20 protein-coding genes are annotated in these 20,585 nt (G+C 64.6%); 14 read left to right on the forward strand and 6 right to left on the reverse strand.

What is annotated here, in order from left to right:
* Window positions 1–435: 435 nt before the first annotated feature.
* Entirely contained in the window at window positions 436–1,926 is a 1,491-nt protein-coding gene (locus tag GSQ76_RS24140; protein WP_158746657.1) for an FHA domain-containing protein, read from the reverse strand.
* A 137-nt stretch (window positions 1,927–2,063) separates the two neighbouring features.
* Here GSQ76_RS24140 and GSQ76_RS24145 point away from each other — a divergent pair, with 137 nt between their 5' ends.
* Window positions 2,064–2,507 (forward strand): Crp/Fnr family transcriptional regulator, encoded by a 444-nt coding sequence (locus tag GSQ76_RS24145; RefSeq protein WP_158746658.1) that lies wholly within the window; start codon window positions 2,064–2,066, stop codon window positions 2,505–2,507.
* Window positions 2,508–2,528: 21 nt separating this feature from the next.
* Window positions 2,529–5,162 carry an FAD-dependent oxidoreductase gene (locus GSQ76_RS24150; RefSeq protein WP_158746659.1) on the forward strand — a complete coding sequence of 878 codons (2,634 nt, stop codon included), beginning with the start codon at window positions 2,529–2,531 and terminating at the stop codon, window positions 5,160–5,162.
* 70 nt (window positions 5,163–5,232) lie between these two features.
* On the opposite strand, the gene GSQ76_RS24155 is transcribed toward GSQ76_RS24150, so the two are convergent.
* The 4 genes from GSQ76_RS24155 to GSQ76_RS24170 all read right to left on the reverse strand — a co-directional run bounded on the left by GSQ76_RS24155 (window position 5,233) and on the right by GSQ76_RS24170 (window position 9,712).
* Window positions 5,233–6,636, reverse strand: a complete 1,404-nt coding sequence (locus GSQ76_RS24155) for a cytochrome P450 (RefSeq protein WP_158746660.1) — start codon at window positions 6,634–6,636, stop codon at window positions 5,233–5,235.
* A gap of 61 nt (window positions 6,637–6,697) precedes the next feature.
* Window positions 6,698–7,873, reverse strand: coding sequence for an alpha-hydroxy acid oxidase (locus GSQ76_RS24160; RefSeq protein ID WP_158746661.1), 1,176 nt, complete (start codon window positions 7,871–7,873; stop codon window positions 6,698–6,700).
* A 106-nt stretch (window positions 7,874–7,979) separates the two neighbouring features.
* Window positions 7,980–8,975: an N-acetylglucosamine-6-phosphate deacetylase gene (locus GSQ76_RS24165; protein WP_158746662.1), complete on the reverse strand. Its 996-nt coding sequence runs from the start codon at window positions 8,973–8,975 to the stop codon at window positions 7,980–7,982.
* The gene (locus GSQ76_RS24170; protein ID WP_158746663.1) at window positions 8,972–9,712 is read right to left on the reverse strand and encodes a glucosamine-6-phosphate deaminase; all 741 of its coding nucleotides are present in this window, start codon (window positions 9,710–9,712) and stop codon (window positions 8,972–8,974) included. The genes GSQ76_RS24165 and GSQ76_RS24170 overlap by 4 nt, the downstream gene beginning before the upstream one ends.
* A 214-nt stretch (window positions 9,713–9,926) precedes the next feature.
* Here GSQ76_RS24170 and GSQ76_RS24175 point away from each other — a divergent pair, with 214 nt between their 5' ends.
* Window positions 9,927–10,475, forward strand: coding sequence for a hypothetical protein (locus tag GSQ76_RS24175; protein WP_158746664.1), 549 nt, complete (start codon window positions 9,927–9,929; stop codon window positions 10,473–10,475).
* A 112-nt stretch (window positions 10,476–10,587) separates the two neighbouring features.
* On the opposite strand, the gene GSQ76_RS24180 is transcribed toward GSQ76_RS24175, so the two are convergent.
* Entirely contained in the window at window positions 10,588–11,796 is a 1,209-nt protein-coding gene (locus GSQ76_RS24180; RefSeq protein ID WP_158746665.1) for an aspartate transaminase, read from the reverse strand.
* 144 nt (window positions 11,797–11,940) lie between these two features.
* Between GSQ76_RS24180 and nac the strand changes: the two genes are divergently transcribed.
* From nac to GSQ76_RS24235, 11 genes are all read left to right on the forward strand, one after another.
* Window positions 11,941–12,861 carry a nitrogen assimilation transcriptional regulator NAC gene (nac, locus tag GSQ76_RS24185; RefSeq protein ID WP_216851273.1) on the forward strand — a complete coding sequence of 307 codons (921 nt, stop codon included), beginning with the start codon at window positions 11,941–11,943 and terminating at the stop codon, window positions 12,859–12,861.
* 67 nt (window positions 12,862–12,928) lie between these two features.
* Complete coding sequence (locus GSQ76_RS24190) at window positions 12,929–13,348, forward strand: acetyl-CoA carboxylase biotin carboxyl carrier protein subunit (RefSeq protein ID WP_158746667.1); 420 nt, start codon at window positions 12,929–12,931, stop codon at window positions 13,346–13,348.
* Window positions 13,349–13,350: 2 nt separating this feature from the next.
* Window positions 13,351–14,703: an acetyl-CoA carboxylase biotin carboxylase subunit gene (accC, locus tag GSQ76_RS24195; RefSeq protein WP_158746668.1), complete on the forward strand. Its 1,353-nt coding sequence runs from the start codon at window positions 13,351–13,353 to the stop codon at window positions 14,701–14,703.
* Entirely contained in the window at window positions 14,700–15,344 is a 645-nt protein-coding gene (gene pxpB, locus GSQ76_RS24200) for a 5-oxoprolinase subunit PxpB (protein WP_158746669.1), read from the forward strand. Before accC ends, pxpB begins: the two co-directional genes overlap by 4 nt.
* Entirely contained in the window at window positions 15,341–16,303 is a 963-nt protein-coding gene (locus GSQ76_RS24205; RefSeq protein ID WP_158746670.1) for a biotin-dependent carboxyltransferase family protein, read from the forward strand. Before pxpB ends, GSQ76_RS24205 begins: the two co-directional genes overlap by 4 nt.
* 2 nt (window positions 16,304–16,305) lie before the next feature.
* The gene (locus tag GSQ76_RS24210; protein WP_216851274.1) at window positions 16,306–16,719 is read left to right on the forward strand and encodes an acetyl-CoA carboxylase biotin carboxyl carrier protein subunit; all 414 of its coding nucleotides are present in this window, start codon (window positions 16,306–16,308) and stop codon (window positions 16,717–16,719) included.
* Between the two features lie 7 nt (window positions 16,720–16,726).
* Window positions 16,727–17,503 (forward strand): LamB/YcsF family protein, encoded by a 777-nt coding sequence (locus GSQ76_RS24215; RefSeq protein ID WP_254070609.1) that lies wholly within the window; start codon window positions 16,727–16,729, stop codon window positions 17,501–17,503.
* 98 nt (window positions 17,504–17,601) lie between these two features.
* Window positions 17,602–18,348, forward strand: a complete 747-nt coding sequence (locus GSQ76_RS24220) for an SDR family oxidoreductase (protein ID WP_158746671.1) — start codon at window positions 17,602–17,604, stop codon at window positions 18,346–18,348.
* Complete coding sequence (locus GSQ76_RS24225) at window positions 18,348–19,049, forward strand: amino acid ABC transporter permease (RefSeq protein ID WP_158746672.1); 702 nt, start codon at window positions 18,348–18,350, stop codon at window positions 19,047–19,049. Before GSQ76_RS24220 ends, GSQ76_RS24225 begins: the two co-directional genes overlap by 1 nt.
* Window positions 19,050–19,087: 38 nt before the next feature.
* A complete protein-coding gene (locus GSQ76_RS24230; protein WP_216851275.1) occupies window positions 19,088–19,825 on the forward strand; it encodes an amino acid ABC transporter permease in 738 nt (245 codons plus the stop codon).
* Complete coding sequence (locus GSQ76_RS24235; RefSeq protein WP_158746674.1) at window positions 19,822–20,559, forward strand: amino acid ABC transporter ATP-binding protein; 738 nt, start codon at window positions 19,822–19,824, stop codon at window positions 20,557–20,559. Before GSQ76_RS24230 ends, GSQ76_RS24235 begins: the two co-directional genes overlap by 4 nt.
* The last annotated feature ends 26 nt before the right edge of the window (window positions 20,560–20,585 follow it).

The following is a 20,585-nucleotide window of genomic DNA, read 5'->3' on the forward strand; positions in this document are numbered from 1 at the left end:
GATGACAGGGTGAGTCCGCCGGCAACGTTGAATGGCAGCATTTTTGTGCCGAGATAGTTAGCCTATTAAGCGATAGCGTGAATAAGTTAATGAAGTCAGTTCATCTTGAGCCGACTGACCGCGCTCCCCTGCGCGAACACGAGCCGTGCCCGGAAGAAGAATTCTCGACACGCAGGGGGTCTAATTAATTAGACCGAAAACTTTAGCGTGTATCTTGATTTGCATGAATGACAATATTCCGCCCACCAACCAGAACGACCACGTCGCAGAGATGATGGAACTCATTCGGCTAATGTTGTCCGACAGCCCATTTCCGGTCGCTGCGGAAGAGTATCCGGAGACGGCTTGCCCAAGGCCCTCCGCGGCCTAATCATCCGGCGGCGTTCGAAGCCGCCGCCGGCCTCGCTGCGTGCTACGATGAAACGCCCGCGTCGCTCAGCCGCCGCCTAGCTTCTCTGCGAAAAGGCGCTTGAACGTCTCGGCGGCACCGTCTGGCTTGCCCCCGGTAAGACTCGCCCATCGCTCTATGTAGCGGTCCCAAAGCTTCGTCTTCCGCTTCCCGACCAGCTTGCCGAGCACGCCGCTGTTACCAACTGACTGCTCCACAGCGTCCGGGGACAGCGTGTCGGCGAACGCAGCGGCAGCATCACGCATCGCGGCCGGCGCGCGGTTTTGCTCCTCCCGCAAGGCGACAAAGCACTCTTTCACCGCCCGCCGCGCGTCCAGGTAGCTGCGGCGCGGGGGGCCGAACATGATCCGGATTGCCTCTTCGGCATTGGGTAGCGCGTCGATCGGATTGGCTACCTGCGTCGAACCTTGACGCCGCTGGGTTGCGGCGAGTAGGGGCTTCAATTCCGACACCGAGACTGCGACGATCGTCGCCAGTTGCTCTGCCAACGCGGCAGGGTCGGTTTCGCCGATTTCGAAGGCGGACAGGCCCAGTGCCTTGGCTACTCTATCAACCACCCCGCCTGTTGGGACCACGGTAGCTGGGGTCGCTGCCGGCGGCGCAGCGGCCGCTGCAACTGGGGCTGTCCGAGGTGCCGTCGCAACAGGGGGCCGGATAATTGCGGTCAATTCCGGCAGATCATGGGCAGCGCCGGCCGAGACATGCATGCCGCTTGACGGGATCGCTGGCGGCATCACGGTGCCCGGCTCTGCCCCGCGTCGCGGGAGCACAGCTGTGGAAGCGACCGGGCTCTGCTCTACAGCAGCGTCACCGGCGATTTTCGCGGCCACACCGGCAATCGCGACCTGCAATACGAAGCCGCCAATCCGCAGCCGGTCGCCGTCCCCCAGCGTCATACCCGACGGGACACGCTCGCCACCCTCGGCACGGAATGTGCCATTGGTCGACACTTCATACAGCAGATACGCCCCGTTCTCGACGCGAATTTCACAATGCCGGCGCGACACGAGCGCAGTTGTGTCCGGTAGCACCAAGCCGGCCTTGGTGTCCCGCCCGATCACCAGGGTGCCCTCGCTGCCCAAGATTGCCTCAATCGGGCTAGCCGACACACCGGTTGGCCCATCGACCACGCGAATGACGAGACTGCGGGAGGGTCTGCCCGCGGAAATGATCACCGTCTCGTCGGCATCGCCCTCCACCGCGGCTAATTCGACCGTCATCACATAGGGGCCGACCGCGATGCGATCGCCATTTGCCAGCGATCGGGCCTCGCCGACGCGTTTGGTTTCGCCGTTTAGGAAGGTGCCGTTGGTCGACAAGTCATAGAGCGTGTAGCCGAGCGGGTCGCGCCGGATCTCGCAATGCTGTCCCGACACGGCCAAGGTCGGATCCGGCAGCACCCAATCGAGAACCGCCTGCCGCCCGATGCGCAGGACCTGGCGCTCGCCAAAAACCATCGCCGCGGCCAGATCGGCTGGCAGCGCCGGTGGCTGGGTCAGCATAAGCCGCAACGACATGCGATGCCCTCGTTTGGAAGCAGCCCCGGCACCGTAAGACATTTCGATATGGTTTCAAGTTGTGTCTTCGTGATGTGCGAGCGTAGGGTCGTTCCGGAAAGCGCCTCAATCAGCGTCCCGTCAGCAAGGACATCACGTTGCGACTCTTCGATTACAGCGGAGCCGGGGATGCCGTTCCCGCCGGACCCAAGCCCGTTTCCTGGAGCCTGACCGAGGATGAGTGGGAGGGCATTCGTCGTTACGCTGCCGAGCGCCGATATGCGCCGGGTGGTCAGATAATAGCGGCCGGCGAGGTATCCGACGCGCTGCATATCGTTGTCGAGGGCCAGGTTGCGCTGGATGCCGGCGGGGCAGCGCCGGAAGCAGTGGGCCCGGGTAGTGCCTTCGGCGTCGCTGGCTTCCTCACCGCCGGGCCAAGTGTGTTGGGCGCCACTGCGGTCTCCGCCGCGACGCTGCTGCTACTGCCGCGTGCCGGGTTGGACCAATTGGCATCCTGGACGCCAGCCGTGGCGCTGACGCTGCTGCGCGACCTAGCCGGCTTTGCGGCCGAGAAGCTGCACCAAGCCCATCTCGCCGCCTAGACCGACACGGAAGGACATAGCGTGTTGGCCATCGACCCCGCCCGCTTTTTTGCCAATTACACCAAACGCACACCGCTGCTGCCGACCTGGTTCTGGATCGGCTTGCGGCTACTCGTCCTGGTGGGAACACTCGGGCTGGCAGCGCTGCTGGTGGCGATGCCAGCGTTCGGCCTGCGGCTCTGGTGGGGGCTGATCGTACCGGCACTGCCGGTCGTGCTGGTGGTGATGCCCGGTCTGTGGCGGCAGGTCTGCCCCATGGCGTTCCTGAACCAGTTGCCGCGGGCCGGCGGCTTCACCCGTGGTGGCGAGATGCCGGCCACCCTGCGCAGCATGGCCTTTGCCATGGCGGTGGTCATGTTCGTCGGCGCCGTGGTGCTGCGCGCGCCGCTGCTGAACAGCAGCGGCCTGGCGACGGCCGGGCTGATCATCCTGTCGCTGGTGGTCGCCTTCGTCGGCGGGCTGATGCTGAAGGGGCGCAGCGGCTGGTGCGGCACGTTCTGTCCACTGGGCCCTATCCAGCGCGTTTACGGGTTGGCGCCGCTGGTGGTGGTGCGCAATGGCTATTGCGCGCCCTGTCTCGGGTGCCAGAAGAACTGCTACGACTTCAATCCGCGCGGCGCTGCCTTCGCCGACATGGATGACGCCGACCCGCGCTATGCCGCCCAGCGCCAGCTGTTCTACGGCCTGCTACCCGGGCTGATCCTGGGCTATTTCATGCAAGGGCCGAGCCCGGCCTATGGCGAGCCGCTGCATCTGGTGATCATCCTGGCTGCCTGCTGTGCTTCGGCCGGGCTATACCAGTTGCTCACCAGCTTCCTTCCAGTGGGCCCGTTCCACGTTGCGCTGGTCTTCGCGGCGGTGGCGATCGGCGGGTTCTACTGGTTCTCCGGCCCGACCATCGTATCGACCGTTGGCTGGTTGCTCGACGCGCCGCTGCCGGATGCCGTCCGGGAGGCGTCGCACTACCTGGGCGTCGTGGCAGGGGTGGCACTACTTGGCAGCGGCCTAGTCAGCGAGGGCGTGTTCAAATCCGCCTCCCACGCGCCAGCAGCACCAGCCGCCACCGGGGCAAAGACCGTTGCCGGCGGCCCCGAGGTGATGGACCGCGAGAGCGGCGTGGCTTTCCCCGTCGCCAAAGGCGCCACCTTGCTGGACGCGATCGAGCGAGCTGGGTTGAAAATAAATTTCGGCTGCCGGGCCGGCATGTGCGGCGCCGACCCGGTGGTGATCTGCGAGGGCGCGCAGAACCTGTCCCCGATCAGCGATGACGAGGCGGCGACGCTGCGGCGCCTCGGGCTGGAGGGCAAGGCGCGGCTGGCCTGCATGTGCACGGTGAAGGGGCCGGTGACGATCGACCGCGACCCGACCTCCGCCGGCGAGGGCACGCGCAAAGTCGCCGCCGTCGCCACGATCGACTTGGCCGAGCGCGTCGGGATCAAGCGTGTGGTGATCGTCGGCAACGGTGTGGCTGGTATGAGTGCCGCCGAGCAACTCCGTCGGTCCAGCCCGTCCGTCGACATCCAGGTGGTGACCAACGAGTCGCTGCATTTCTACAACCGCATGGCAATCGGCCGCCTGATTTACGGCCGCACCGGCATGGACGGGCTGCATTTGATGACGGATGCCTGGTTTACCGAGAACCGGGTCGAGGTTTGGCGCAACACGGTCGCCCGGACTGTCGACCCGGCGGCGCACACGGTGCAACTCGCGACTGGCGAGGTGCTGGAGTATGACAGGCTGATCCTCGCTACCGGTGCGCGCGGTGCGGTGCCGACACCGGATTTCCTTGAGCATCGCAATGCCTTCGTGCTGCGCTCGGCCGAGGATGGGCAGGCACTGCGTGGCTTCGTGCAGGAGACGGGTGCCAGGCGGGCGCTGGTGATCGGCGGCGGTGTGCTGGGTGTGGAGGCGGCCGACGCGCTGCACCACCTCGGGCTGCAGGTGACGATCCAGCAGCGTGGCGACCGGCTGATGAACGGGCAGCTCGATCACGAAGGCTCAGCCAGGCTCGCGGCGTATCTGGAGGGCATCGGTATTCGCGTGGTCACCAACGTGAACGTTGATCGCTGGGACGGGGCGGATGGCGTCATGCGCGCGGCATGGCTGTCGCATGGGCCGCGGGTGCGGGCCGATCTGTTCGTCGCCTGCCTGGGCGTCAGCGCCAACACGCATCTGGCCTCGACCGCCGGGCTGGAGATCGGCCGCGGCGTGAAGGTCGACAAATTCATGCGCAGTTCGGACCCGGATATCTATGCGATCGGTGACGTGGCGCAGGCGCCGGGCGGCCCGGGTGGGCTCTGGCCCGTCGGCGTGGCGCAGGCGGCAACGGCGGTGGCCGCGATCATGGGTGAGCCGGTGCCCTATCAGTCGCCCCGGATCGTCATGCAGTTGAAATGCGACGGCATCGATCTGCGCAGCTATGGCCGGGTCGTCGCGGAGCCCGGTGATGAGGAATATACCGCATTGCCGGACGACGCGGCCTGGTGGCGGATCATCCTGCGCCAGGGCGTGATCGTTGGTGCGGTCTATGTCGGGCCGCCACGCACGGCGCGAGATTTCACACGGGCGGTGCAGAGCGGCGCGGATTTGCGGTCGGTGGAACGAGATCTGTTGCGTGGCGATCTACGTGGGCTGGGGGCCTTGGTCGCGGCCTAGAAGGGCTGGGGTTGTGCCACGATCCATGGAGACGCGGCCCTATCCAAGTAGTGTCAGCGTTAGGCAGAAGCTACGCGGCGCCCGGCCGAGGTGTAAGTTGCATGGGTAACCCACCATGCGGCCTCAGAGTAATGCGCAGCCGCGGGGATGGCTCGAAACCCGGCGGGAGCGATGGCCGCACCGATCGTAGCACCGTTGTCAGGATCGCAACGGCCTCAAGCATGGCGAAGGAAGCACCGATGCAGATGCGTGGCCCGGCGCCGAAGGGCAGATAGGCATAACGATGCCGGGCCTTCACGGCCTCGGGACGGAACCGTTCCGGGTCGAACGCGTCGGGGTTGTCCCATAGCGACAGGTGTCGATGCACAGCGTAGACGGGCACGTAGGTCGGTGTGCCGGCAGCCACCGTCAGCGAGCCCAACTGCACGTCCGTCGCCGCCATGCGTGTGACGAGGGCCGCAGGGGGATACAGCCGCATGGTTTCTTGAATGACCTGCCTCGTGTAGGCCAGTTCCGGCACGTGGTCCGGACGCAGCGCGTCACCTCCTGTCACCTGAGCGATCTCGGCCAGCACGAGCGCCTCAATTTTGGGATGTCGGGCCAGCAAATAGAAGCTCCAGCTTAGCGTCAGTGCTGTCGTCTCGTGTCCGGCGACGATGAAGGTCAGTAGGTTATCGGCTAGTTCGCGGTCGTTCATGACTTGGCCGGTTTCCGGGTCCTGCGCCTGCAGCAGCAATGCCAGCAGGTCGCCTTGCACCGCCTTGTTTGCCGAAGTGTCAGATCCGGTCTGTCGGCGGCGCTGTACGATGCCGATCAATGCTTCCCGCACATAATCCCGCGCGGCGCGACCCTGGCGTTTCTTCGGGTGTGGCACCCAACCGGGTATCCCGAATAGGCTGGTCATCACGGCCCATGGCGTGGCCTCCAGATACTCGGCGACCCCGCGCTCTATCCTGCCCTGGTCCAGTCCGGGGGCGCCGGACAGCATGGTTTCCACAATGACGTTGTACGTCGTCTGCATCATCTCGTGCAGCATGTCGACCCTGGTCGATCGCGCTTCGGGGGCGGTCCAGCGCTGCACAGTGGCTTGCGCTGCCTGAATCATCGCCGGGACGAACCCAAGCAATCGGTCATGCCGAAAAATCGGTGCAGCAGCCCGGCGCTGCCACCGCCAATGCGCGCCTTCCGCCGTCAACAGGCCTTGTCCAAGGGCCGGCACAAGAGCTCGGCGCATGGCGTCGGCCTTCACGAACGAGGCCTCCTGTTCGACCAGCACCTGCCGGATCAGCTCCGGATCACAGCTATAGAGCAGGTCCCGCCGCATGAACCGCCGCCGCGCGATTGGCTGCGAGAACACGCTTGCCGGCATCGCTTCCAACGGGTTTCGCAACACAGTGCGCAGCAGCCGCAATTGGCTGACTGGCCCCTCCAGGGTGCGGATTCTGACCGGTATCGTCGTGGCCTCGGCGGACATCGCGATCCTCCCCCCTACTCCGCGGTCACGTGCGTCCTGAGTCCTGCGTCCGAGAATGTGGTCAGGAACGCGTCACTTCGTCGATCACCGCTTTGATCGGTACTAATATTTTCTGATCAACATCCTCAATGTTGCGCAGCCCGCAAAGGGCCATCGTCGTGTCGAGTTCCCTGCGGATGATGTCGAGTGCGAGAGTGACGCCCTCCTCACCAAGCGCCCCGAGACCGTAAAGGAAGGCGCGCCCGATGAAGACGCCCTTTGCGCCCAAGGCTAGTGCCTTGATGACGTCCTGGCCCGATCGGATGCCGCCATCCATCAGCACCTCTATCCGGGATCCCACAGCATCGACGATGCCGGGCAGCGCCGCGATCGACGACATGGCGCCGTCCAATTGCCGCCCGCCGTGGTTGGAGACGATCAGTGCATCGGCGCCGGTCTTTGCCGCCATCTCCGCGTCCTCGGGGTCCAAAATTCCCTTGAGGATGAGTTTGCCACCCCAGCGATCCTGAAAGCGTTGCACGTCGTCCCAACTCAGGCGAGGGTCGAACTGGGTGGCCGTCCAGGATGACAGTGAACTCATATCCGCAACACCATGGACGTGGCCGTTGATGTTTCCGAAGGACCGACGCTTGGTGTGAAGCATGTTCCAACACCAGCGCGGCTTGGTCGCAAGGTTGATCAAGTTGGCCAAAGTGGGCTTCGGCGGCGTGCTGAGGCCGTTGCGGATGTCTTTATGCCGCTGCCCCAGGATCTGCAGGTCCAACGTGAGAACCAGCGCCGAGCACCCGGCGGCCTTGGCACGATCGATCAGGCGATTGATGAAGTCGCGATCGCGCATGACGTAGAGCTGGAACCAGAAAGCCTGGTCCGTATTCTCGGCGACGTCCTCGATCGAGCAGATGCTCATGGTGGAAAGCGTGAACGGGACCCCCGCCTTGGCCGCGGCCCGGGCCGCAAGGATCTCCCCATCCGCGTGCTGCATGCCGGTGAGGCCGGTTGGTGCCAACGCCAGCGGCATCGCGACTGGCTGGCCGACCATGGTGCTGGCCAGCGACCGGTCCGTCATGTCAACGGCGACGCGCTGGCGAAGCTTGATGTCCTGAAAATCCGCGGAATTGGCGCGGTAGGTGCCTTCCGTCCAGGATCCGGAATCGGCGTAATCGTAGAACATGCGCGGGACGCGGGCTTTGGCAAGGACGCGAAGATCTTCGATTGTGTTTAGACGCCGGTTTGACATTGTTCTCCCAATCCCTCGACCCCTGCCGCGTTCGAAGCCTGGGCGCGGCACCGCCTCGTGGCAGGAATGGGCCAGCGCTGCAACCTGCGCTCTCGCTGCTGCTGCTCTAGCCGGGCCGAACGGCGACTGGAAACAGCTCTTCCGACCACATCACCTCGCCAGGCCCGCAAGACAAGCCGTGTGCAGCCAGCGCAGGGGCCAGGATTGATGCCGGCCGGGTGGACGCCATGGCGATTGCCTCTGCTGCGGTGGCGATGCCCCAGGCGACAAGGTTGCGGATGGCTGCGTCCAAGCAGAGTGCGGACCCGGCGAGCCCAATCTGCCCGGGATTGCGAACGCTGCCGTCGGCGCCGCGTTCGACGGTCATCCCCGCGAACGGATACAAACCCGCGGGTTGCGCCGCCGCAGACACGGCGTCGGTAACCAACATCGCGCGTGGTCCGGCGGCCCGGATGAGCACTTTAAGCGCGGCCGGCGGGATGTGAATCCCATCCGCGATGAAACAGGCGACGAGGCGATCTTCGGCGAGTTGCGCCATGATCGGGTTGGCAAGCTTGGGAAGAAGCTGTGGCAGGCCGTTCCCCAAATGCGTGGCGAGACTGGCGCCTGCTGTTGCGGCATCTTCCGTGACAACGAAGTCGGCTGCGCTATGCCCAATGGCAACGAGCTTGCCGCCGGCACGGGCGCGGCGAATGAATGCACCGGCGCCCGGCAGCTCCGGAGCGATCGTGATCAACAGGATTGGACGCGCTAGGGAGCATTCCAGCCGTGCTATCATATCGTAGTCCGGTGCCATCATCACGGTCGGATCGTGGCAACCCGCGTAGCCCTGGGCTGGGTTGAGAAACGGGCCTTCAAGATGGTAGCCCGGGCACATCGCAGAGCCGGCCCCACTGGCAGTGAGTGCGGCGTCGAGTGCCGCAAATCGTGTTTTGAGCGTAGGCTCGTCCGCAGTGATCAGCGTCGGAAGCAGGCACGTGACCCCGGTGGCCAGCAGCGCGTCCAACGCCGTCGGCAAGTCGGCCGGGGCGAACGCGCCAGCGTTAAAATCCACGCCCGCGAAGCCGTTCACCTGCAGATCGACAAGCCCCTCGGATCTCATCTTAGCAGTGACGCCGCGGGCGCGTCGACGAACAGCACGGTATTGGGGTGCTGCTGCAAGATCGACGCCGGGTAATTTGGCGAGACCGGCCCCTGGACGGCTGCCAGCACCGCCTCGGCTTTGCGCAGATCGGGCACGGACAACACGATTGCGCGGCTACGCATGATTTGCCGGATTCCCATCGAGATCGCCAGGCGCGGCACATCCTCCAGGGTCGCGAACCAGCCTTCGCCGAGTTGCTGGCGGCGGCATTGCTCGTCCAAGGTCACCAATAGGTAGGATGCCTCGGTCTCGAAGTCTGCCGGTGGGTCGTTGAAGGCGAGGTGGCAATTCTCGCCAATGCCGGCGAAGCAGACGTCGATCGGCTGCTGCGAGATGAGTTCCCCCAACCGGGCAATCTCTGCCTGCGGGTCGAATGCGTCGCCCTCCACGGCGATAAATCGCGGTGGGTTCGGCAGCAAATCCAGAAACCGGCTGCGCAGGTAACGCCGAAAGCTGGCCGGATGTACATCCGATAGGCCAGCGTATTCGTCCAAGTGGAAGATCGTCACGCGGGACCAGTCGATGTCGATCGTGTCGACCAGGGCCGCGAGCGTGGCAAACTGGCTGGCACCGGTCGCAAGAATGATCCGGGCGCTCCCTTGCGCTGCGATGGCGGCGCGGTTGGGGGCGGCCCCGGCTGCGGCGGCACGGGTCCCCAGTTCGTCGATCGTGGCGCAAAGCTGTACAGCGCGCATCAGAAGCAACTCCAGGTCACATTATCGCATCTAACATAGCCGATTGAATTAATTTAGATCCGAGATTATGTCCGAGTAACCTTAACCTCCGGCAAGATCGAAGGCTTGTGCTGATCCGGCCTGCCCGCACCATCCTCCAAGCCGTCATCGAGGCCGGGCCAGTCAGCCGGGCGGATTTGCCGACCTGCTCGGTCTCAGCCGCGCGACCATCGCAGTGCTCAGCCGTGAACTGATCGATAGCGGCGTGATCCGTGAGGCGAGTGTTGAGCGTGATGCGCGCAAGCCTGGGCGGCCCTCAATCCTGCTCGACCTGGACACGGCGGTCGGCTGTTTTGCCGGCGTCTCGGTGGAAGCGGAAGCCTGCATGCTGGTCCTGACCAGCGTATGCGGCAGTATTCTCGCGGAAATGAGCCTCGAGACGTCCGCCGACCCGCCGGAACTCGCCGGCCTCATCGGCGATGCGCTGGCCCGCCTTCTGAGCACCGACCCAGCCTTGCCACGTGTGTTGTGGCTCAGCGTGGCACTACCCGGGTTCGTCAACCACGCACAGGATATCTGCCCTCGGTCGGCCAGGGGGCGTATCTGGCGACAGGAATGTTGTCGGGCCAACGCCGCGCAGATAGGGGACAATCACGTGCGCTCCCTTCTCGACAAGCGCAGGCACGACATCGTCATAGGCATGGTTGTTGTCATATGGAAAACCATGAAGCAGTACGACGGGCCAGCCATCGGGTGCTCCAGCCTCCAAGTAGCCAACCTTTAGAACCCCTGCGTCAACAAACTGAATCATGATTTTAATCCCCTCGCCGATTACACCGCGTTCGGCGCCGGGAACGCAATTTACCCTGGTCCTTGGCAATCCTGCCCAGGCCCAGCTACGTCAGGGCCGCGACGGCCTTGGCAATCCGGCGACACCCATCTTCCAGAATGTCGAGCGACGTTGCCGTCGAGAGGCGGAAATACGGTGATAGCCCGTAGGCCGCGCCCGCAACGACGGCCACGCCCACAGAGTCCAGCAGATACATCACCACGTCGCCATCATCGACCAGGCGCTCACTCGATGGCGTAGTACGACCGATCAGGCCGCCGCAGTTCACATACAAGTAGAATGCGCCCGTCGGCGGAATGCAGCTTAGCCCGGGAATCGCGTTGATCCAGGCGAGTACCGCGTCGCGGCGTTGCTTGTAGACGGCGCGACTTTCGGTGACGAAGCTTTGATCCCCGTTCAGCGCCTCGGCCGCGGCGGCCTGGCTGATCGAACAACAATTGCCGCTGGATTGGGACAGCATGGTGTTCATAGCTTCGACGATATCCGCCGGGCCGGCGGCGTAGCCGATGCGCCACCCTGTCATCGCGTATGTCTTGGACACGCCGTTGATCACCAGCACCCGCTCGCGCAAGGCCGGCACGGCGTTCAGCAGATGCGGTGTCATCTTGCCGTCGAAGCGGATGTGCTCGTAGATGTCGTCCAACATGACCATCACATGCGGGTGCGCCAGCAGCACCTCGCCTAATGCCCGATACTCGGCTTCGGTATAGGCTGCGCCGGTCGGGTTGCTGGGCGAGTTGATCAGCAGCCACCGCGTCTGCCGCGTGATGGCAGCGGCCAGTTGCGATGGCGTCAGTTTGAACCCGGCCTCTTCCGGACATGGGATGGTCACCGGCTTGCCTTCGACGGCGATCACCATGTCTGGGTAGGACACCCAATAGGGTGCGGGGATGATGACCTCATCTCCTGGCTCCAGCGTGACGGCGAACGCGTTGTAGATCGCGCTCTTGGCCCCGCTGGTGACGATGATCTCGTTCAAGCCGTATTGCAGGCGATTCTCGCGCGCCAGCTTGGCGGCGATCGCTTTGCGCAGTTCGACCGTGCCCGCCATCAGCGTGTAGCGTGTGGCGCCTTTCTCCATGGCGGCCATCGCGGCGGCGCGGATATGCGACGGGGTGTCAAAATCCGGCTCGCCCACCACCAGGCTAACGATGGACTTGCCCTCGCGCCGCAGATTATTCGCCCGATCGGCAGCCGCCGTGCTGGGGGATGGTTTGATGCGCCGCACGCGTTCTGCAATGTGGGATCGAACCATGGGACAATCCTCGCCGTCGTTCATGCCGCATCCGTAGGAGCCGGGGGCTGCAAAGGCCAAGACGAGTTCGCTCTACCCAAAGAGGCTTCGCTTATGGCGGAAGCAGCACACATCTTGCATCCTCGGCCCTGGAGGATCGTGGCCTTGAACTTCAAACGGCTGAAATACTTCGCCAAGATTGTCGATGTTGGCAGCCTGACCCAGGCCGCGGACCTGCTGCACATCGCCCAGCCGGCGCTCAGCCAGCAGATTTCGACGCTTGAGGGTGAGGTGCATCAGAAACTGCTGGTACGCACGCAACGCGGCGTCACGCCGACCGAGGCCGGCAAGGCGCTGTATCGCCACGCCCAAGTTATCCTGCGCCAGTGTGAGCAGGCGCAGTTGGACATGACCGCGGTCAGCCGGGGCGTGTCCGGCCCCGTCTCCGTCGGGTTGGCGCCTGGCACAGCAGCGACAACGTTGGCGTTGCCGCTGCTGCGGCAGGTTCGCGCGCTGCATCCCGGCATCACCCTGTATCTCAATGAGAATTACGGAACGACGCTCTCCGAGCTGATTATGAACGGCCGCATGGATCTGGCGGTGCTGTATGGCAACCGGGCGATCCACGGCCTCAGCTTCCTGCCGCTGTTGGACGAGGCGTTGTTCCTGGTCGGCCCATCGGCCACGGCAGCCCCGGTGCGACTGGCCGAACTGGCGGGGGTGGAACTGTTCCTACCCCGCCCCTACAACATCGTCCGCAAGCTGGTGGATGAGCATTTCGCTCGGGCTGGCATGGTCCCCCGCGTCGTGGCGGAGATCGAATCCGCTGCAACCCTGGCCGCTATCATTGCCGACGGGTTGGGCCTGACGATCTTGCCTGCTTCGATGGCACGCGAGGTGGTCGGGCCCCGCCATGCCTGGTGCCGCCGCATCGTCGACCCCGTGATCGAGGCGCCCCTGACCCTCTGCCAATCCGACCACTTACCGCTGTCCGAGCCGGCGGAGGTCGTGAAGGCCATGTTGATGGAGTTGGCAGGGGGCCTCAAAAGCTGGCGGCCAACGGCAGAGGACCATCTTCCGTCATAAGCCGTCGTTATCCGGGCAGACCCAAACGGTCTTTCCGCGTCGCCTGATCCTTCGATACGCAGGATGCATGGACCGCATCACAATCAAAGCGCTCATCGATGCGCTGGAAGCCTCGGATCTAGCCGAGTTGGAATACAGCCAGGACGGTGCGACCTTGCGGCTGGTCAAGGCCGGCTGCGCTATTGCTGCCCCTGCCGTCGCGCTGCCACCGCGGCCGCCTGCGCTTCCCGACGCGCCGCCACCGGCCGCCCCGCCGGGGGAGTTCTGCTCGCCGCTGTATGGCGTGGTGCATTTGCGACCCAGCCCCAACGCGCCGCCCTTCGTGCAGCCGGGCCAAGCCATCCGCGCCGGACAAAGCCTGTGCACGGTGGAGGCGATGAAGGCATTCACCGAGTTGCGGGCCGAGACGGACGGCGTTGTGCAGGCGATCTTGGTCGAATCCGGACAGGAGGTTGAGTCCGGCCAGCCATTGTTCCGGATCGTCTGACGATGTTCGACACCGTCCTCATCGCCAATCGTGGCGAGATTGCCCTCCGCATTCAGCGCGCCTGCCGCGGTCTGGGGCTGCGCACTGTCGCGGTGTATTCCGAGGCGGATGCCGACGCGCCCTATTTGCAGGCTGCCGACCAAGCGCTGTGCATCGGGCCACCCGCCCCGGGACAGAGCTACCTGAACCAGGCCGCGATCCTGTTCGCCGCGAAAATCAGCGGGGCGCAGGCCATCCATCCCGGCTACGGCTTCCTGTCCGAGAACGCCGGGTTTGCCGCCCGGGTGGAGGCCGCTGGGTTGGTCTTCGTCGGACCAAGCGCCGAGTGCATCCGCACCATGGGCGACAAGGTCGCAGCCAAGCGGGCGATGCGAACCGCCGGCGTGCCCTGTGTCCCCGGCCCCGATCAGGCGCTGCCCAGCGGCCCGGCGGCTATTCACGCCATTGCCGACGCGATCGGCTATCCCGTCATCGTGAAGGCAGCCGGCGGCGGCGGCGGCCGTGGCATGCGCGTGGTTCACGAGCCGGCAACGCTGATCGACGCCCTGGCCGTCACGAGGGAAGAGGCGCGCCGCGCTTTCGGCAATGCTGAGGTCTACATTGAGAAATTCCTTTCCCACCCCCGCCATGTGGAAATCCAGGTGCTGGCCGACAGTCACGGCAACGCGCTGTGGCTCGGCAGCCGCGACTGCTCGCTACAGCGGCGCAACCAGAAGGTGGTGGAGGAGGCGCCGGCCCCCGGTATCCCCGTCGCTCAGGTCGCCGCGGTAGGTGAGCGATGTGCCGAGGCGTGTCGGCAGATCGGATATTGCGGCGTCGGCACGTTCGAGTTTCTCTACGAAAACGACGCGTTCTATTTCATCGAAATGAACACCCGCCTCCAGGTCGAGCACCCGGTGACGGAGATGACCACGGGCATCGACATCGTGCAGCAACAGCTCCGCGTTGCCCGGGGCGAGCGCTTGTCGCTGCACCAGGCTGATATCGTTTGCACCGGCCACGCCATCGAATGCCGGCTGAATGCGGAGGATCCGCGCAGTTTCGCGCCTGCACCGGGTTGGATTACCGACTGGGTTTTGCCCGGCGGCTTCAGCGTGCGCGTGGATAGCCATGCAGGCGCCGGCTATCGCGTGTCACCCTATTACGACTCGATGTTCGCCAAGTTGATCGTGCACGGCGCCACCCGCGCGGATGCGCTGGACCGCATGCGGCTGGCGCTGGCGGAGATGCAGGTCGGCGGCATTGCCACCAACCTCGCCCTGCACCGGGAGATCATGGACGATTCCGGGTTTACCGCCGGCGGGGTGGACATCCACCACCTGGAGCGTTGGTTGGCTGCGAGGGCGGTTGCATGAGAATCAGCCCGCTTGGTACCACTGCATTGTTGTTCGAGGCGCCGGGCCCGGCTGCACTCGCATCACAGGAGCGTATCTGGGCGCTGGCCACCGAGGCGGAGACGTGGCCGGAAATTCGCGAGGCGGTGCCCGGCATGAACAGCCTGATGCTGAGCTTCGTTCATCCGCCGCGGCAATTGGCGCCGATGGAGGCACGGCTGCGGGATGCATGGGGCAACGGGCAACCCTTGCAACAGCAGGGGCGGGTGATCGATTTGCCTGTCGTCTATGGCGGCGAAAGCGGCCCACATCTGGCCGATGTCGTCGCTCATACCAGGCTAAGCGTGGATGAGGTGGTCGAACTTCATGCAGCGCCGGTCTATCCCGTCTACGCGCTCGGTAGCCATCCTGGGTATTGCTACCTGGGCGGCATGGATCCACGGCTGACCACGCCCCGGCGTAGGGTGCCGGTGATGCGCATCCCCGGCGGGGCGGTCTCCATCGGCGGCAGTCAGACCGGCGTGTCGGCCTCGGACGGCCCTAGCGGCTGGAACACGATCGGCAGCACGTCGATGTGCTTCTTCGATCCGGCGCGCTCGCCGCCCGCCCTGTTGCAGCCCGGGGACGCCATTCGGTTCCACGTCGAGAGGGTGATCCGATGATCGAGATCACCACGACCGGCGGCCTGGCGACCGTACAGGATGGCGGCCGCCGCGGCAGCCTGCGCTACGGCGTGGGCACGGCCGGTGCGATGGATACGATGGCGTTGGCGGCGGCCAACCTGCTGCTGGGCAATGAAGAGAATGCCGCGGCGATTGAAATCCCGATTTTCCCGTTCGCCGTGCGGTTCACCGAGGCGTGTTGCTTTGCACTCACGGGCGCCGATTGCGCGGCCAAACTGGACGGGCGGCCCCTGCTGCCCTGGTGGACGCATCGCGGCCTGGCAGGACAGGAGCTTGTGCTGGGCCTGCCCCAGCGCGCCTCCCGCTCCAGTCGTGCCTACCTTGCATTGGCTGGCGGGTTGGATGTGCCGGAGGTATTGGGCTCCCGCAGCACCCAGCTTCGCGGCGCGTTCGGCGGGCATGAGGGCCGGGCCCTGCGCGCGGGTGACATGCTGCGTGCTGGCTCCCCTGACTGCCCGGTCGGATTCGGCCTGACCCCCCCTGCCCTCGATCTACCGTTACTCGTGGACGATCTGCCCGCGGTGCGGGTGCTGCCCGCGGCGGAATATGGCTGCTTTACCGAGGCGTCGCGCGACGCGTTCTGGGCCAACCCCTGGAAGATCACGGCCCAGAGCGACCGCTACGGCTATCGCCTGGCCGGCGAGAAGCTGGTTTTCACCGAACCGGTCGAGATGCTGTCCCACGGCATCGTGCCGGGCGTGCTTCAGGTGCCCCCCGGCGGCCAGCCGATCGTGCAGATGAGCGATGCGCAACCCTCCGGCGGCTACCCCAAATTCGGTACGGTGATCGAGGCCGATCTCTGGCGCCTAGGCCAAGCCCCCATCGGCAGTTTCATTCGATTCTTGAAGACGGATTGGGATCAGGCAGTGGCCGCCCTGGACGCCAATCGCGCCTGGCTGGACGAAGCGAAGCGCCTGCTCGATCTGCGGAGGATGTGACGGTGGCAAGCGATTCCCCCGCCGAACAGGTGCGGTATCTGGCGAGCCTACTTGCCGGAACTAGTATCGGCCTGCTGGAACTGACCACCGCGGAGGGCTCGTTCCGCCTGCTTCGGGACGGCTTATCGTCGGCCATCTCGCCCATGGTTGCGCCAATGGTGGCACCCAAGGGGACGCCAGGTGGCGATGATGTTTGCGCCCCAACCGTGGGCGTGTTCCGGCACGCGCATCCACTGCAGCAGGCACCGCTGGCACCGCCGGGCCAGCAGGTCCAAGCCGGCGATCCGCTCGGCCTGATGCAAATCGGTTCGTTGTTGCTGGCGGTGCAGGCGCCGCGGGATGGCGTGGTGGACAGCGTGTTGGCAGCCGACGGCGCCATGGTTGGGTTCGGCACCCCAGTGGTTCGTCTCCGGTGAGGGAAACATGATGCAGATCGACCTGAACGCAGATCTTGGCGAAGGTTATGGCCTCTGGCGCATGGGTGAGGACGAGGCCCTGCTGGACTTGGTCTCCTCCGCCAACGTCGCGTGCGGGTTCCACGCCGGCGATCCGGCCATCATGGACCGCACAGTGCGGGATGCCCTGGCGCGTGGTGCCGATATCGGTGCGCATGTCGGCTTTCCAGATCGTCAGGGGTTCGGCCGCCGGGTCATGCAGATGGACACCGCCGAACTGGCCAGCATCGTCATTTACCAACTCGGCGCCCTGGCTGGCATTGCGAAGGCAGCCGGCCATCGCGTCACGCATATGAGCTTCCACGGCGCATTGGGGAACATGACGGCGGCGGACCCGGCGCTAGCCGGCCCTTTGGTCGGGGCCGTGGCGCGGTTTGACCCGGCGTTGACCATCCTGACCTCCAGCAGCCGGGCCATCGAGGACGCTGCAGCCGCGAACGGGGTGCGGATCGCCGCCTGTTTCCTGGCCGATCGTGCCTATGGCGATGACGGCCTGCTGGTGCCGCGCAAACTGCCGAATTCCGTCATCAAGGGCGCCGACGCCGTGTTGGCCCGGGTGCACCGCCTGCTAACGGACGGCACGGTGGTGACCTATACCGGCAAGATCCTGGAGATGCCGGCCTGCTCCATCCTGCTGCATGGCGACACGCCGGGCGCCGTGGCGTTGGCCCGCACCGTGCGCACCGTGGTGCAGGATTCAGGAGGCACGATCGTGCCGCTGTCCCGGCAGGGCGGCGCGGCATAGGCGAGCCTTATCGTCCCACACGCAAATCGTCTTGGCGCAAAAGCAGCGCGCCCGACATGATGACCATGTCGTAAACAGATAGCCGATTAGGACCGCGAATGCCCCTTTCCGACTACAAGACGGCTCTGGTGACGGGCGCCTCCTTCGGGATCGGCGCCGCCGTCGTCGAACGGCTCTGTCGGGAGGGATTGACAGTCCACGCCGTGGCGCGAAGCGCCGCCCCGCTGCAGGATTTGGCCGACCGCACCGGCTGCATCCCGCACGTGCTGGATGTCACCGACCTGGCCGGCATCACCGCACTGGCACAGCAAACCCCGTTTGACATTCTGGTCAACAATGCAGGCGTGGACCGGCCAGGTTCGATTCTGAAGGCGGACGCGCAGGGTATCGACCTGTTGGTGGACGTGAACCTGCGCGCGGTGCTGCAACTGACGCGGCTGGTGGTGCCGGGCATGGCGGACCGCAATCGTGGACACGTGGTCAACATCAGCTCGATTGCCGCGGCCTATCATTTCGGCGGCAACACCACCTACCACGCGACCAAGGCGGCGGTGCACATGCTATCGCGCCAGTTGCGTATCGACCTTTACGGCAAGATGGTCCGCGTGACGGAGATCTGTCCTGGCCGAGTGGCCACCGACATCTTCGCCCACGTGCATGGTGATTCGAAGGAAACCTACGAGCGTTTCGTCGAAGGTTTCGCGCTACCGCAGGCTTCCGACATTGCCGACGCCATCGCCTTCGCCATTGCCGCCCCGGTTGCGGTGAATATCGGCCATATCGAGATCATGCCGACGTTGCAGGTGCCGGGCGGCCTGTCCACCATGCGGCCCGACCCGACCTGATGCAGGGCTTCGACCTCAGCGTCATCCTCGCCAATCCGGAATTCCGGGCGATGCTCATCAAGGGCATCGAGCTGACCTTCATCGTCGCCGGAGTGTCCTGGCTGGTGGCGATGGCCCTGGCATTGGTTCTGCTGACAGTGCGGTTGACGCCCTCCCGCCTCGCCCAGCGCACGGTGGCGGTCTACGTGTCCTACCACCGGAACGTGCCGACGCTGGTGCAACTCATGCTGTGGTATTTCGGCATTTCAAACCTTCTGCCAGACGCGATGCAGGAGTGGCTGACTGATCATAATGGCGAGGCCATCTTCGCCATCATTGCGCTCGGTCTTTGCCAGGCGGCGTATTTCAGCGAAGACATGCGGTCCGGCCTGCGTGCCATCCCCACAGGGCAAGCAGAGGCGGCGCGTGCATTAGGACACAGCTACGTCAACTCGATGCGGTATGTGATTCTGCCGCAGGCAATTCGCAACGCCATCCCGGCCCTGGTGAACCACACCATCTCGCTGTTCAAGAACAGTAGCCTGGCGATGGCGATCGGTGTTGCCGAGCTGACGCATATGGTCCGCGAGATCGAGAGCCGCAGCTTTCGCACGTTCGAAGTCTACACCGTGGCAACCGTGCTTTACCTCGGCACGTCTCTTGTGCTGATGGGGTTGGGCGCGATGCTGGCCCGGCGCTACAGCCTGGCGGCGGCGCGATAGGCATGCTCGACCTTATTGAGATCGTCCGGGACAATTGGGTGCTGCTGCTGATCGGGCAGTATCCTTATGGCCCGCTGGGCGGCATCGCAGCGACGCTGATCCTGTCGGTCGTCGGCATCCTGCTGGCATTTCCCGTCAGCGTGGCTTTGGCGTTGGCGCGATTGTCGCCCTGGGCCTGGCTGCGCTGGCCGGTCACGGCTCTGGTTTACATCGTGCGCGGCGTGCCGCTGCTTCTGATCATTCTGTGGACCTATTTCCTGCTACCTCTGGTGCTGGGTCAAAACGTCTCGGGCTTTGCCACAATGATCTGTACACTCGTGCTCTACGAGGCGTCCTATCTGTCCGAGGTGGTTCGCGCCGGCATCCAAGCCTTGCCGAACGGACAGACCGAGGCCGCACGTTCGCTCGGCCACGGCTATGTCCGGGCCATGCGTCACATCATCCTGCCCCAGGCACTCTATAACATGCTGCCGAGCATGCTCAGCCAGTTCATCTCAACCATCCAGGACACTACGCTGGGTTACGTGATCAACGTGCAGGAACTGACCTTCGCGGCAAACCAGATCAACAACCAATTGCTGACCAAGCCGTTCCAGGTCTTCTTCATTCTCGCGATCACCTATTTTGTGGTGTGCTTCACCCTAACTGCTCTGGCACACCAAGTAGAACGCCGCATCGCTCGACGGCGGCTGGGCGGGGGCGTCGCGCCGCAGATCATCGATGGCGTGGTGATGCCCGCGGCCCAAGGACCTGCGCCCGTAGGAGAGGTTTCATGATCCAATTCTCCCAGGTCAATAAATGGTATGGCAACTACCACGCCTTGAATGACATCACTGCAGAGGTGAAGAAGGGGGAGGTCGTTGTGGTATGCGGGCCGTCGGGCTCTGGCAAGTCAACGCTAATCCGCACCGTCAATCGGCTGGAGAATATTAAGTCTGGGCAATTGCTGTTTGACGGCCATGACGTCCAATCTCGAACCAACACCAGCCGGGAACTGAACCGTCTGCGGAGCCGGATCGGCTTCGTGTTCCAAAGCTTCAACCTGTTCCCACATCTGTCGGTGCTGGAGAACATTACCCTTTCGCCAATGCGCATCCACGGGATGAAGCGCGGCCTGGCACGAGAGAAAGCGATGCAGTTGTTGGACCGTGTTGGCCTGGCCAACAAGGCTGGCGCTTACCCGGCGCAGCTATCCGGTGGCCAGCAGCAGCGCGTCGCCATCGCTCGCGCCCTGGCGATGGAGCCGCCGGCGATGCTGTTCGACGAACCAACCAGCGCACTAGACCCGGAAATGGTGGGCGAGGTGCTCGCTGTGATGCGCGGCCTGGCGGATGAGGGCATGACCATGATGTGCGTAACGCACGAGATGAACTTTGCCCGCGAAGTCGCCGATCGTGTCTGGTTCATGGATGCCGGGAAAATCCTGGAAACCGCCGCACCACGGGATTTCTTCAACGCGCCGCAGCACCCCCGGGCGCAGCGCTTCCTGTCCGATCTGCGCTCGCACTGAGTCACCGCTTATTATTTTATGAGGGA

It is taken from the genome of Acidisphaera sp. L21 (assembly GCF_009765685.1).
In the GTDB taxonomy this organism is placed as follows: domain Bacteria; phylum Pseudomonadota; class Alphaproteobacteria; order Acetobacterales; family Acetobacteraceae; genus LMUY01.

What these genes read in the sequence shown, in the direction of transcription:
- GSQ76_RS24140 (WP_158746657.1), bottom strand. Translation starts at nt 1,926, where the DNA reads ATGTCGTTGCGGCTTATGCTGACCCAGCCACCGGCGCTGCCAGCCGAT.
- GSQ76_RS24155 (WP_158746660.1), bottom strand. Translation starts at nt 6,636, where the DNA reads ATGTCCGCCGAGGCCACGACGATACCGGTCAGAATCCGCACCCTGGAG.
- GSQ76_RS24160 (WP_158746661.1), bottom strand. Translation starts at nt 7,873, where the DNA reads ATGTCAAACCGGCGTCTAAACACAATCGAAGATCTTCGCGTCCTTGCC.
- GSQ76_RS24165 (WP_158746662.1), bottom strand. Translation starts at nt 8,975, where the DNA reads ATGAGATCCGAGGGGCTTGTCGATCTGCAGGTGAACGGCTTCGCGGGC.
- GSQ76_RS24170 (WP_158746663.1), bottom strand. Translation starts at nt 9,712, where the DNA reads ATGCGCGCTGTACAGCTTTGCGCCACGATCGACGAACTGGGGACCCGT.
- GSQ76_RS24180 (WP_158746665.1), bottom strand. Translation starts at nt 11,796, where the DNA reads ATGGTTCGATCCCACATTGCAGAACGCGTGCGGCGCATCAAACCATCC.
- GSQ76_RS24190 (WP_158746667.1), top strand. Translation starts at nt 12,929, where the DNA reads ATGGACCGCATCACAATCAAAGCGCTCATCGATGCGCTGGAAGCCTCG.
- accC (WP_158746668.1), top strand. Translation starts at nt 13,351, where the DNA reads ATGTTCGACACCGTCCTCATCGCCAATCGTGGCGAGATTGCCCTCCGC.
- pxpB (WP_158746669.1), top strand. Translation starts at nt 14,700, where the DNA reads ATGAGAATCAGCCCGCTTGGTACCACTGCATTGTTGTTCGAGGCGCCG.
- GSQ76_RS24205 (WP_158746670.1), top strand. Translation starts at nt 15,341, where the DNA reads ATGATCGAGATCACCACGACCGGCGGCCTGGCGACCGTACAGGATGGC.
- GSQ76_RS24215 (WP_254070609.1), top strand. Translation starts at nt 16,727, where the DNA reads ATGATGCAGATCGACCTGAACGCAGATCTTGGCGAAGGTTATGGCCTC.
- GSQ76_RS24220 (WP_158746671.1), top strand. Translation starts at nt 17,602, where the DNA reads ATGCCCCTTTCCGACTACAAGACGGCTCTGGTGACGGGCGCCTCCTTC.
- GSQ76_RS24225 (WP_158746672.1), top strand. Translation starts at nt 18,348, where the DNA reads ATGCAGGGCTTCGACCTCAGCGTCATCCTCGCCAATCCGGAATTCCGG.
- GSQ76_RS24235 (WP_158746674.1), top strand. Translation starts at nt 19,822, where the DNA reads ATGATCCAATTCTCCCAGGTCAATAAATGGTATGGCAACTACCACGCC.